Source organism: Mesorhizobium sp. M1409, assembly GCF_040317535.1.
Lineage (GTDB): Bacteria > Pseudomonadota > Alphaproteobacteria > Rhizobiales > Rhizobiaceae > Mesorhizobium.
This window is the reverse complement of sequence record NZ_JAMYKV010000092.1, coordinates 1-12,146: the sequence shown is the minus strand read 5'-3', so window position 1 is coordinate 12,146 and position 12,146 is coordinate 1. Positions and strand designations below refer to the sequence as shown.

General features: G+C 63.6%; 14 protein-coding genes. 11 read left to right on the top strand and 3 right to left on the bottom strand.

The genetic code is table 11. The features are described 5' to 3' along the window. The first annotated feature begins 59 nt into the window (after nt 1-59). Both cobU and cobO read left to right on the top strand, forming a co-directional pair. Complete coding sequence (gene cobU / locus NKG99_RS34265; protein WP_352873822.1) at nt 60-560, top strand: bifunctional adenosylcobinamide kinase/adenosylcobinamide-phosphate guanylyltransferase; 501 nt, start codon at nt 60-62, stop codon at nt 558-560. 1 nt (nt 561) lies between these two features. Further along, nucleotides 562-1,176 (top strand): cob(I)yrinic acid a,c-diamide adenosyltransferase, encoded by a 615-nt coding sequence (cobO, locus tag NKG99_RS34260; RefSeq protein ID WP_352873818.1) that lies wholly within the window; start codon nt 562-564, stop codon nt 1,174-1,176. A 243-nt stretch (nt 1,177-1,419) separates the two neighbouring features. Here cobO and cbiB read toward each other — a convergent pair whose 3' ends face one another. Beyond that, nucleotides 1,420-2,388: an adenosylcobinamide-phosphate synthase CbiB gene (gene cbiB / locus NKG99_RS34255; RefSeq protein WP_352873816.1), complete on the bottom strand. Its 969-nt coding sequence runs from the start codon at nt 2,386-2,388 to the stop codon at nt 1,420-1,422. On the opposite strand from cbiB, the gene cobD reads away from it, so the two are divergent. Together cobD and NKG99_RS34245 are read left to right on the top strand one after the other, a co-directional pair. Then, entirely contained in the window at nt 2,387-3,433 is a 1,047-nt protein-coding gene (gene cobD, locus NKG99_RS34250) for a threonine-phosphate decarboxylase CobD (protein ID WP_352873814.1), read from the top strand. The genes cbiB and cobD overlap by 2 nt on opposite strands. Then, nucleotides 3,430-3,939 carry a tyrosine phosphatase family protein gene (locus NKG99_RS34245; protein ID WP_352873812.1) on the top strand — a complete coding sequence of 170 codons (510 nt, stop codon included), beginning with the start codon at nt 3,430-3,432 and terminating at the stop codon, nt 3,937-3,939. The genes cobD and NKG99_RS34245 overlap by 4 nt, the downstream gene beginning before the upstream one ends. Before the next feature lie 3 nt (nt 3,940-3,942). Here the strand turns inward: NKG99_RS34245 and NKG99_RS34240 are convergent, their stop codons facing one another. Together NKG99_RS34240 and NKG99_RS34235 are read right to left on the bottom strand one after the other, a co-directional pair. Next, nucleotides 3,943-4,743: a creatininase family protein gene (locus tag NKG99_RS34240; RefSeq protein WP_352873810.1), complete on the bottom strand. Its 801-nt coding sequence runs from the start codon at nt 4,741-4,743 to the stop codon at nt 3,943-3,945. A gap of 55 nt (nt 4,744-4,798) precedes the next feature. Beyond that, complete coding sequence (locus NKG99_RS34235) at nt 4,799-5,182, bottom strand: RidA family protein (RefSeq protein WP_352873808.1); 384 nt, start codon at nt 5,180-5,182, stop codon at nt 4,799-4,801. Nucleotides 5,183-5,447: 265 nt separating this feature from the next. Here NKG99_RS34235 and NKG99_RS34230 point away from each other — a divergent pair, with 265 nt between their 5' ends. From NKG99_RS34230 to NKG99_RS34200, 7 genes are read left to right on the top strand one after another with little or no spacing between them, the layout of a single operon-like run. After that, nucleotides 5,448-6,452, top strand: a complete 1,005-nt coding sequence (locus NKG99_RS34230; protein WP_352873806.1) for an ABC transporter substrate-binding protein — start codon at nt 5,448-5,450, stop codon at nt 6,450-6,452. Nucleotides 6,453-6,463: 11 nt separating this feature from the next. After that, nucleotides 6,464-7,291 carry an ABC transporter ATP-binding protein gene (locus NKG99_RS34225; RefSeq protein WP_352873804.1) on the top strand — a complete coding sequence of 276 codons (828 nt, stop codon included), beginning with the start codon at nt 6,464-6,466 and terminating at the stop codon, nt 7,289-7,291. Further along, a complete protein-coding gene (locus NKG99_RS34220) occupies nt 7,278-8,129 on the top strand; it encodes an ABC transporter permease (protein ID WP_352873802.1) in 852 nt (283 codons plus the stop codon). Before NKG99_RS34225 ends, NKG99_RS34220 begins: the two co-directional genes overlap by 14 nt. A gap of 4 nt (nt 8,130-8,133) precedes the next feature. After that, complete coding sequence (locus NKG99_RS34215; protein ID WP_352873800.1) at nt 8,134-9,435, top strand: cytosine deaminase; 1,302 nt, start codon at nt 8,134-8,136, stop codon at nt 9,433-9,435. Then, nucleotides 9,435-10,835 (top strand): FAD-binding oxidoreductase, encoded by a 1,401-nt coding sequence (locus NKG99_RS34210; RefSeq protein ID WP_352873820.1) that lies wholly within the window; start codon nt 9,435-9,437, stop codon nt 10,833-10,835. Before NKG99_RS34215 ends, NKG99_RS34210 begins: the two co-directional genes overlap by 1 nt. 43 nt (nt 10,836-10,878) lie before the next feature. Further along, nucleotides 10,879-11,460 (top strand): NAD(P)H-dependent oxidoreductase, encoded by a 582-nt coding sequence (locus tag NKG99_RS34205; RefSeq protein ID WP_352873798.1) that lies wholly within the window; start codon nt 10,879-10,881, stop codon nt 11,458-11,460. Then, nucleotides 11,460-12,047 (top strand): NAD(P)H-dependent oxidoreductase, encoded by a 588-nt coding sequence (locus tag NKG99_RS34200; protein ID WP_352873796.1) that lies wholly within the window; start codon nt 11,460-11,462, stop codon nt 12,045-12,047. Before NKG99_RS34205 ends, NKG99_RS34200 begins: the two co-directional genes overlap by 1 nt. Nucleotides 12,048-12,146: the final 99 nt, after the last annotated feature.

Sequence of the window (12,146 nt, the reverse complement as noted above, 5' to 3'; positions counted from 1 at the left end):
ATACACCCCCCCCCCGAACCTCCTTCTTCCGGGGGGGTCGGTGGCCGGTGTTTTTTTAAATCACCCCATCCCCTCGGGGGGGGGCCCGCCCCGCCCTCCCCCCCCTCGCCGAAATCCTGGCGACGGCCTTGCCCTCGCCATGGGCCTATATCGCCACGGCGCAACCCTATGATGACGAGATGCGCGAGCGCATCGCGCTGCACCGCTCGCGGCGCGGCGAAGGCTGGACGACCATCGACGCACCGCTCGATCTCGCCGGTGCGCTCAAGGCCTTGCCGGACGACCAGCCGGTGCTTGTCGACTGCCTGACGCTGTGGCTGACCAACCATATGCTGGCCGATCACGATCTCGAGCTTGAATGCCGTCGGCTGGCGGACGTGCTGTCGCGGCCGCGCGGGTCCTGGTTCGTGGTCTCCAATGAAGTTGGCCAGGGTATCGTGCCGGACAATGCATTGGCGCGCCGCTTTCGCGATGCCGCCGGCCGCCTCAACCAGCAGGTGGCCGCTATCGCCGATACGGTGCTGTTGATGGTGGCGGGATTTCCGCTCAAGGTGAAATGACATGACCGACATCGACGATAGGGACGAAGAACGCCACCGCGCCAAAATGGCCAAGCGCAAGGCGGTGCAGGATGCCGAGGTGGCGAGCAAGACGGTCGAGAAGGGACTGCTGATCGTCAACACCGGCCCGGGCAAGGGCAAGACCACGGCCGCCTTCGGCCTGGCGCTGCGGATGCTCGGCTACGGCAAGCGCGTCGGCGTCGTCCAGTTCATCAAGGGCAAGTGGCATACCGGCGAGAAGGACGCCTTCGCCGTCTTCGGCGACCGCGTCGTCTGGCACGCGATGGGCGAGGGCTTCACCTGGGAAACGCAGGATCTGAAGCGCGACATCGCCGCGGCCGAAGCGGCATGGACCAAGGTGCTCGAACTGATGACCGACCCGTCGATCAGCCTGCTGGTGCTTGACGAACTGAATATCGCGCTGCGCTATGATTATCTCGATCTCGATAAGGTGGTTGCGGCGCTGAAAGCCCGGCGCGAGGGCCTGCATGTCGTCGTCACCGGCCGCAATGCCAAGCCGGCGCTGGTCGAGGCGGCCGATCTTGTCACCGAGATGGGCGTAACCAAGCATCATTTTTCCGCGGGCGTTAAGGCGCAGCAGGGGATTGAGTTCTGATCCTTTCTTACCCTCCCCTTGTGGGGGTGAGCAGCCGGTTCGCGTCAGCGAATTCAGCGCGCCGGTGGCGCGCTGAAAGGCCGGCGAACGCCGGGACGCTGCCGCAGGCAGCGGGGACCCGGCCTGCACGACCGCCCTCCGCTATGGCTCCGTGCGTTCGGCGTTCGAAAACCAAATCGTTGGCTTTTCGCCAGCCTTCGGCTGGACACGCCTCACCCCCACAAGGGGGGAGGGTGAAGTAGATCACACCATAATGACAATGATCGAAACCAGCCCGAACAGCGCGATCAGGAGGGTGTCGGCGACGCGATAGAGTTTCAGCGCCTGCCTTATGTCGGTGCTGTCGGCTTCGCGCCGTCCGCCTCCACCCATGAAGACGTCATCGACCAAGACGCCGCCGTAGCTGCGCGGCCCGGCGAGTGCGAGACCAAGCGCGCCGGCCATCGCCGCCTCCGGCCAGCCGGCATTGGGCGAGCGGTGCTTTTTCGCGTCGCGCCACACCGCGTGCCAGGCACCGCGGGGATCGGCGCCTTTGACCAGGAACGCCGCCAGCACGATCAGCGCTGCCGTCAGCCGTGACGCCGGCAGGTTGATCCAATCGTCGAAGCGCGCCGCCGCCCAGCCGAACGCCTCGTGGCGCGGGGTGCGGTGACCGATCATCGAATCGGCGGTGTTGGCGGCCTTGTAGGCGGCGCCGCCGGCGAGGCCGCCGATTCCGGTCCAGAAAGCGGGAGCGACGATGCCATCGGAAAAATTCTCGGCCAAGCTCTCGATCGCAGCGCGGCTGACACCGGCGCTGTCCAGCGTTTCGGGGTCACGGCCGACGATGCGCGAGACGGCAACGCGGCCCAAAGCGAGGCCTCCGGTGTCGAGCGCGTCGGCCACCGCCTCGACATGCTCGTAAAGGCTCTTCTGCGACAGAAGCGAGGTTGCCAGAAGGGCAGTGATGATGAGCCCCATGGGAACGAACCAGAGCAGGATCTGCATGCCGAGGCCGATTATCGCCGGTACCAGCACGATGACCAGAAGCGCCTGGACACCGCGCTTGCGACGCAGTGCGTCGGGATCAGTGGCGTGGTTGAGCCTGAGGTCGAGAAAGGATATCAGCCTGCCGAACCACGTCACCGGATGGCCGATGGCGCGAAACAGCCAGTCGGGGTAACCGAGGGCGAATTCGACGGCTAATGACAGGAAAGCGATCAGGACTGACATGAAGCTTCTTGAAGGAGCGGTGGACCATGGTGGAAGTCTTGGCCGGGCGAGGGCGCTTTTCCCCAACGCTTCGCGGCCTTTCGTCGACCTCTCGACCGGTATCAATCCGCACTCCTACCCGCTTTTCGACCTGCCCGCCACCTCGCTGTCGCGATTGCCGGAAGCCGCGCGCACGCGTGACTTGGTAGAGATCGCGGCCAGCACCTATGGCGCGCCGTCGCCAGCCAATGTCGCGGCGGCACCGGGCACGCAGATCCTGTTGCCGCGCGTCGCATCGCTGATCGCGCCCGGCAAGGCGCTGGTGCTGGGGCCGACCTATGCCGAACATGCCCGCGCTGCGGCGATCACCGGGCACAAGGTGGTGGAGGTCAACGATTTCGAAGCGCTGGCGGACGCCGACCTTGCCATTGTCGTCAATCCGAACAATCCGGATGGACGCATCGTCGAGCGCGACCGTTTGCTGGCGCTGGCCGCCGGACTGCGCGCCAGGGGCGGGCTGCTGGTCGTCGACGAGGCGTTCATGGATGTCGGCCCGCGCGAACATAGCCTTGCTGGCGATGTCGGGCAGGGTGGTATCGTCGTCTTGCGTTCGTTCGGCAAGTTTTTCGGCCTGGCCGGGCTGCGGCTCGGGTTCGCACTTTCCGATTCGGCGACGGTCGAACGGCTGGAGACGCAGTTCGGGCCATGGGCCGTCGCCGGCCCGGCGCTGGAATACGGCATCCGCGCGCTTGCCGATATCGGCTGGCAGGACGCGATGCGGGCATTCCTTGCGGCTGCATCGGCGCGGCTCGATGCACTGTTCGGCCGCTTCGGCATTCCCGTCGCGGGCGGCACCACACTGTACCGTTTCCTCCGCCTGCCGGATGCCGCCGATCTGTTTTCCGCACTTGGCGAGCGCGGCATCCTGCTTCGGCATTTCGCCGACCGGCCGCATGTCCTGCGCGCCGGCCTACCGGGGAGTCAGGATGAATGGCGGCGGCTCGAATCCGCCCTTGCCGATTGGGCGGCGCGGCGCCAGGATCAATTGAAGGATTCAAAACAATGATCCATGTCTGCTCGCTGGCAAAGATCGAGGAAACGGTGGCCAGGACCGGCGCCGACCGCATGCTGTCGCTGCTTGCCGCCGGAACGGAGGTGGTCCGGCCGGCCTCGATCTCTAGGGAAAACCATCTGCATCTGGTCATGCACGACATTGCGGTGGCGCAAGACGGCATGACCATGCCGGGCGAGGATCATGTCCGCAACCTGCTCGATTTCGCGCGCCGATGGGACCGGGCAAGGCCGATGGTCGTGCATTGCTACGCCGGCATCAGCCGCTCGACCGCCTCTGCCTACATTATCGCGGCAGCACTGGCGCCGAAACGCGACGAGGCCGAACTGGCTCGGACGCTGCGGGCGCTGTCCCCATCGGCGACACCCAATCCGCGACTGATTGCGGTGGCCGACACGCTGCTTGATCGCAACGGCCGCATGGTCGCGGCGATCGAATCGATCGGGCGTGGTGCGGATGCCTTTGAAGGCACGCCTTTCGCGCTCAAGATTGATCTCTAGCTATTACAGCCAGTCGGCGAGTTTCGCCTTGCGCACATCCCGCAGCAGGCTGATGAAACCATCGGCCTGATATTCTGCCGTCAGCCGGCCTTTTTCCGATGTCGCGATGCTGGCGTCGCCGACCACGCCGTTCGGGTTGAGATCCCCAGCGATCCAGGCGAAGGCGTGGGTGCCGGTGTGGCGCAGCAGCGAGAATTCCTTCTCGGCCTTGGCGACACTGGAAATGAAATTATCGGCCTTGCCCATGTCGACGAGGTCCGGTCGGAAATGCAGCATCAGCGAGGTCTCGACATCGCCGCCATGGATGCCGTGGCGGTCCTCGAGTTCGGTGTACATGCCGGCCGGGCGGCCGAAACGCTGCCAGCTGGTCTTCACCGCCAGCATCTTCTCGCGCACGCGCAATTCGCGCGTGACGATGCCCATGATCTCTTCGTTGCCGCCATGCGAATTGACGACGATCAGCTTGCGTACGCCGGCGCGCGCGATCGACAGGCCAAGCTCAGTCCAGGCATCGACCAATGTCGTTGCCGGCAACGTGAGGGTGCCCGGCGCGTGAAGATGCTCGTTCGACTTGCCCACCGCCTGCACCGGCAGGATGCGGATGTCGAGATCGTCGGGCAGGCGCGAAATGACCGTGTCGAGCATGCCGTTCATGATCGAGCTGTCGGTCGAAACCGGCAGATGCGGTCCATGCTGCTCGATCGCCGCCAGCGGCAGCACGGCGATCGTCGCCTCCGGATCGATCGAGGCGTATTCGGTGGTCCGGTAGTCGCCCCACCACACGCGTCTTTTTGCAACGGTCATGCCACGCCTCTTCAATGGATGAGTCAGACCTAGCGCGGGAAGGATGGCCTGTCGATCACCCCGCCGCGATCGCCTCTACCTCGACCTTGAATTCGGGCCGCGCGAATCCGGAGACGATCATCAGCGTCGAGGCCGGCGCGGGGTTCGAAAACAGCCGGTCGCGGACATCCATGTAGGGCCGCAGATGTGCGCGGTCGGTGACATAGGCGTTGATGCGCACGATGTCCCCGAGACCCAGTCCGGCCTCGCCGAGCACCGCTTCGATGTTGCGGAAACAGAGCTCGGCCTGTGCCCCGGCGTCTTCCGGGATCTCGTCGTCCGCCGTAATGGCAACCTGGCCCGAGCACAGTACCAACCGCTTGCCGGCCGGCACTTCGACGCCATGGCTGTAGCGGGCAAAGGGCGGCTTGATCGACTTCGGGGTGTGGAATTTGAACATGGCAATCTCCTGGATGCCGCCAGCCTAAGGCCTGACCCGTCACACCTTCAAGATGGCGGTGCATGTTCCCGGGGCGATTGTGGACAGGCGTTCAAAAAATAGGCACGATGCCTCTGGTGCAGCACGACCTTGTCCGGCTTTCGCAGATGGCTGTGGTGCAAGCGGGCGGTCCCGGCGCGAGGGGCTGGTGGCATATGTCTTGCTTCTTGAATCTTGGTGTCGAGCCTGGCGCGTGGCGCGCCAGAGCAAACAAAGGGTGGTGTCGATGTACGGAAAACAGAAGATTTCGGCGGCGGTGGTGGCTCTGCTTGCAGCCGGCACGCTGAGTGCCGCTGCGAATGAAAAAGTCACCTTCGGCACCAACTGGTTGGCCGAGCCGGAACATGGCGGATATTATCAGGCCGTGGCGGACGGCACCTATGCCGCCTGCGGCCTCGACGCCACCATCATGCAGGGCGGTCCGCAGGTCAGCGGCCGGCCGATGCTGCTGGCCGGCAAGATCGATTTCTACATGGGCGGCAATCTGCTGTCGGCTTTCGATGCCGTCCAGCAAGGCATTCCGATGCGCGTGGTGGCAGCGGACTTCCAGAAGGATCCGCAGGTCATCATGTCCCACCCCGGCGAGGGGCTCGACAAATGGGAGGATTTGAAGAACGCCGAGCAGTACATATTGGGCGACGAGGGCGTGCAGACCTTCTTCCAGTGGATGGTCATCGAGCTCGGCTTCGATGCCTCGAAGCGCGCGCCCTACACCTACAACACCGCTCCATTCCTCGCCAACAAGAAGTCGATCCAGCAGGGCTACGTCACCTCCGAGCCGTTCGCGGTCAAGAAGGAAGGCGGCTTCGTGCCGAACCAGTTCCTGCTTGCCGACTATGGCTGGGATACCTACTCGACGACGATCGAAGTGATGCAAGACACGATCGACAAGAAGCCGGAGGTGGTCCAGTGCTTCGTCGATGGTTCGGCCAAGGGCTGGTACAAATATCTCTACGGCGACAACAAGGCCGCCAACGACATGATCAAGAAAGACAATCCCGACATGAGCGACGACCAGATCGCGTTCTCGATCGAGCAGATGAAGAAGTTCGGCCTGGCCGATTCCGGCGACACGGAAAAGCTCGGCATCGGCGCAATGACCGACGCGCGGGTCCAGAGCTTCTACGACAAGATGGTCAAGGCCAAGGTCACGCCAGCCGGCATCGACATCAAGAAGGCCTACACGCTGACCTTCGTCAACAAGGGCGTCGGGCTCGAGCTGAAGAAGTAGGCCGTCCCGGCATGATGCAGGAAAAAGTGGCGCCAGCGCCGTCTGCGTCGGATACAGCCCCGACGCTTCTGGCGCTGCGTGGCGTCGGCAAGGTGTTTTCCAACGGCGTGACGGCGCTGAGCGATGTCGACCTGACGATCAGGGAAGGCGATTTCCTCAGTCTGCTCGGGCCGTCGGGCTGCGGCAAGTCGACGGCGTTGCGGTTAATCGCGGGCCTGTCGACGCCGACCTCCGGCGTGCTCGATTGGCGCGGCGGCGGCGCGCTTGACCGCTCGAACATCGGCTTCGTCTTCCAGGAGCCGACGCTTTTGCCCTGGGCAAACGTCTTCGACAATGTCTGGCTGCCGCTTCGGCTGAAGGGCATCAGCCGTGCCAAGGCCACGCCAGTGGTGACGGAAATGCTGGCGCGGGTGCACCTGACCGGTTTCGAGAACGCGGTGCCGCGCGAACTGTCCGGCGGCATGAAGATGCGCGTCTCGATCGCGCGCGCCATGGTGAACAAGCCGCGCGTGCTGCTGATGGACGAGCCGTTCGCGGCACTCGACGAGATCACTCGCTTCAAGCTCAACAACGATCTGCTGGAGCTGTGGCAAGACGAACGCTTCACCGTCGTGTTCGTCACCCACAGCGTCTTCGAAAGCGTCTTTCTCTCCAACCGCGTCGTCCTCATGGCAGCACGGCCGGGCAGGGTGTTCGACGAACTCGCGATCGAGGCCAGCTATCCGCGCGACGAGGCGTTTCGCACCTCGCCCGACTATGCGGCACTGTGCCGTCAGGCCTCCGATGTGCTGGTCAAGGCCATCAACTCAACAGCAGGCACACACCATGACGGCCATTGACGAGCAGGTGCTCGAACTCGACCCCGAGGAAGCACGCCGGGTGCGCCAGGAACGCTTCGAGCGGATCGGCCGCTGGGTGCTGCCGCTGGCGATCATGATCCTGGCGATCTGGCTGTGGGACCGCATCTGCGTATGGAACCAGATTCCGCAGTACATCCTGCCGCGTCCCGGCGTGGTTCTGTGGACGCTCTATAACGACGCCGGCCTGCTGTTCTCCTCGCTGCTGGTCACCTTGCGCATCACCTTCCTCAGCCTGGCTTTGGCCGTCATCGGCGGGGTCGGGCTGGCGGTGCTGTTCGCGCAGTCGAAATGGGTCGAGATGTCGTTCTTCCCGTTCGCGATCGTGCTGCAAGTGACGCCGATCGTGGCGATCTTTCCGCTGATCAACATCTATGTGAACGACCAGACGACCAAGCTATTGCTATGCGCCTGGATCGTCGCCTTCTTCCCGATCCTGTCCAACACCACGCTCGGTCTCAACTCCGTCGACCGCAATCTGCGCGACATGTTCAAGCTCAATGGTGCGACGCGCTGGCAGCAGTTGCGCTATCTCAGGCTGCCGGCGGCGATGCCCTATTTCCTCGGCGGGTTGAAGATCGCCGGCGGCCTGTCGCTGATCGGCGCCGTGGTGGCAGAATTCGTCGCAGGTACCACCGGCCAGTCGTCTGGCCTTGCCTCGCGCATCATCGAGGCCGGCTACCGGCTCAACGCGCCGCGGTTGTTCGCGGCGCTGTTCTTGATCTCGCTCACCGGCATCCTGATCTTCCTGGTGCTGTCGCTGATTTCGCATCTTATTTTGCGGCGCTGGCACGAAAGCGCACTGAAGCAGGAGCGCTAGGGTCTTGATTCCCAACACAGGGTCATACCGGCTCGCCAACGTCCGGCTTCACGCGTCCCTGACACCGGGCCTTGGTGCTGCCTTTGATGGCGATGGCTTCGCGCTCGCCGACATCACTGTGGCCGACGGCAAGATCGCCGGCATTGCCGCGCATCGTCGTGCAGAAGTGTTGGCCGGTACCATCGATCTTGGCGGCCGCATCGTGCTGCCCTGTTTCGTCGATTGCCATACGCATATCGACAAGGGCCATATCTGGCCGCGAAAGCCCAATCCCGACGGCACCTTCATGGGTGCGCTGAATGCCGCCGGCGCCGATCGTGTGGCACGCTGGAGCGCCGAGGACGTGGCGCGCCGCATGGATTTTTCGCTGCGCTCGGCCTACGCGCATGGCACCAGGGCGCTGCGCACCCACATTGACAGCGTTGCACCGCAGGAGGAGATCTCCTGGCCGGTGTTCGAGACGATGCGCGAGGCCTGGCGTGGCCGCATCGAATTGCAAGGCGCCTGCCTGCTTGGCATCGAGGGGGTGCGCGACAAAAAATGGTTCGACAGGCTGGCAAAACGGGTTGCGGCCGCGAAGGGCGTGCTCGGTGTCGTCACCTATATGGTGCCGGACCTCGAAGAACTGCTCGACCATGTCTTCGCGCAGGCCATCAAGCATGGCCTCGATCTCGATTTCCATGCCGACGAGACCGACGATATTGCCGCCATATCGCTGAAGAAGATCGCCGAGGCCGCTCTCTGGAACGGCTTCGAAGGCAATATCCTTGTCGGCCATTGCTGTTCGCTGGCGCGCCAGCCCGACCTCGATGTGCTCGAGACGCTGGACAAGGTGGCGAAAGCCGGGCTCGCCGTCGTCTCGCTGCCGATGTGCAATCTCTATTTGCAGGACCGGCGCGGCGATGGCACCACGCCGCGCTGGCGTGGCGTGACGCTGCTGCACGAGATGAAGGCGAGGGGTATTCCGGTCGCGGTCGCTTCCGACAACACGCGCGATCCGTTCTATGCCTATGGGGATCTCGACATGCTGGAGGTCTACCGCATGGCGACACGCATCCTGCATTTCGATCACCCGGTTGCCGACTGGCCGCAAGCTGTCACCGCAACGCCGGCCAAAGTGATGCGGCTCGATGGCTTCGGCACGCTGGCCGCCGGCGGCGATGCCGATTTCATCGTGTTCAAAGGTCGAAGCTGGACGGAATTGCTGTCGCGGCCCGAATCGGATCGCATCGTCGTGCGCGGCGGCAAGGCGATCGACCGGCAATTGCCCGACTACGCCGAACTCGACGAACTGATGGTGGAATGATGGACGTTTCGGCGCTCAAACGCGATCTCGAAGGCCTGAAGGTCGACGACAATCCGGCCATCGTCCAGCAGAAGAGCCGCGATTTCTATTGGTACAGCCCGGTGCTGAAGCAGCAGCTCGATCATGTCACTGGCGATTTGATCGTGACGCCGAAGAACGAGGCCGAACTGGTCCGCGTGCTTGCCGCCTGTCACCGGCATGGCGTGCCGGTGACGCCACGCGGCAGCGGCACCGGCAATTACGGCCAGGCGATGCCGCTTTCGGGCGGCGTCGTGCTCAACCTCGCCGAAATGAACGAGATCAAATCGATCGCGCCGGGGCGCGTGGTGACAGGTCCCGGTGCCATTCTGGCCGATATCGACAAGGCAACGCGGGCGCATTCCGGGCAGGAGTTGCGGCTGTCGCCGTCCACCTACAACACGGCCTCGATCGGCGGCTTCATCGCCGGCGGCTCGGGTGGTGTCGGCTCGATCAATTTCGGTGGCCTGCGGGACTTCGGCAACGTGCTTCGACTGCGCGTGGTGACCATGGAGGCAGAACCGAAAGCGCTCGAGCTCACCGGTGAGGATCTGCACAAGGTCACACACGCCTATGGCACCAACGGCATTATCACCGAAGTCGAAATGCCGCTGACGGCTGCCTACGACTGGGTCGACGTCATCATCGGTTTCGACCGTTTCATGGATGCGGCGCGCTACGGCAATGCGCTGGCGTGCCAGGACGGCATCCTGACCAAGCTCATCACGCCGATAGCGGCACCCGTGCCGCAACTCTATTTCAAGCGGCACCAGAAATTCCTGAAAGAGGGACAAAGCATCTGCGTCGTCATGGTGGCGCAGCATGGGCTGGATGCCTTCCTGGCCTTCACCCGCCGTGCCGGTGGCGAGGTGATCTTCAATGCGGCCACGGCAACGCCGGACGAGACAAAAGGCCTGCCGCCGGCCTATGAGCTGGCCTGGAACCACACGACGCTCAGGGCGCTGCGCGTCGATCCTTCGATCACCTATCTGCAATCGCTTTATCCCTTTCCCAACCAGTTGGCGCTGGTCGAGAAGATGGACGCGATGTTTCCGGGGGAGGTTTTTTCGCATCTCGAATTCGTGCGGCTGGACGGCAACATCACCTGCTTCGGCCTGCCGCTGGTCAAGTTCACCACCGAAGCGCGGCTCGACGAGATCGTGCGCCTGCATGAGGAGAACGGCTGCCCGATCTTCAACCCGCACCGCTATACGCTGGAAGAGGGCGGCATGAAGCAGACCGACGCGGTGCAGCTTGCCTTCAAGCGGGAGACTGATCCTCGAGGGTTGCTCAATCCCGGCAAGATGATCGCCTGGGAGAACCCGGATTACGATTATCGGTCGGGCCGGACTTTTTTGTTCAAGGGGCTGCAAAGGGTGTGATGAGGACAGGTTTGCGCTTGAACACCCTAGGGGATATTCCCCTGTGAACATCCTTGTCCTCTACGCCCATCCTGTCGAGACCAGCTTCAATGCCGGCCTGCACCGGATGATCATCGAGCGGTTGACGGCGGCGGGCCATACGGTCGACGACTGCGATCTCTATGCCGAGGATTTCGATCCGCGGCTGACGCGCGAGGAAAGGCTGGACTATCACAACCAGCGCGGCACCTCCGATGCGGTGGCTTCCTATGTCGAACGCCTGCTGCGCGCCGATGCGCTGGTGCTTTCCTATCCAGTCTGGAACTACGGCTTTCCGGCGATCCTCAAAGGCTTCTTCGATCGCGTCTTCTTGCCGGGCGTGTCGTTCAAGCTCGTCAACGGCAAGGTGCAGCCGTCGCTGCACAACATCCGTAAGGTCGCAGCGGTGACCACCTATGGCGGCAGTCGGTTCCGCGCCTTGCTGATGGGCGATCCGCCGCGCAAATTGATCAAGCGTATGCTGCGCGCCACCGTAAAACCGGGTGCGCCGGTGAGCTATCTCGCGCACTATGCAATGAACCTGTCTACCGACGGCACGCGCAAGGCCTTCGTGGCAAGGGTCGCAGCCAGCATGGGCGCCTTCTGATGCGCGCGCTGGTGGTCTACTGCCATCCGGTGCCCGATAGCTTCTGCGCCGCAATCCGCGATACCGCCGTGGACGTGCTGACGCGAAGAGGCTGGGAGGTGCGGCTGCTCGACCTCTATGCCGAGAAATTCGATCCGGTGATGAATTGCGACGAGCGGCGCTCCTACAATGATCAGGCGCCGCAGGACCCGGCGCTGAGGCCGCATTTCGAGCTGCTCAACTGGGCCGAAGCGATCCTGTTCGTCTATCCGACCTGGTGGTACGGGCTGCCGGCGATGCTGAAGGGCTGGCTCGACCGGGTGTGGGCGACGGACGTCGCTTTCAAGCTGCCGGCGGGCAAGGGGCGGATCAAGTCGCTGATGACGCATGTGACCAAGATCGGCGTCATCACCACCTGCGGGGCGCCGACCTGGTGGAGCGTCGTCGTCGGCCAGCCCGGACGCAAGACCCTTTTGCGCGGCATGCGGGCGCTGTGCGCGACGCGTTGCCGGACCTTTTTCCTGGCGCACTATCTGATGGATTCCTCGACGCCGCGGACAAGGGCGGCGTTTCTGGCGAAAGTGCGGGCGAAGCTGGAGCGGTTTTGAGTGGCACGACTTTCCCTTCTCCCCTTGTGGGCTAGCGTGCGCACACATTTGCTTCGTGCTGTGGTCAAGCGTGAAGAAGCGAGGCCGGAAAATGGCTTG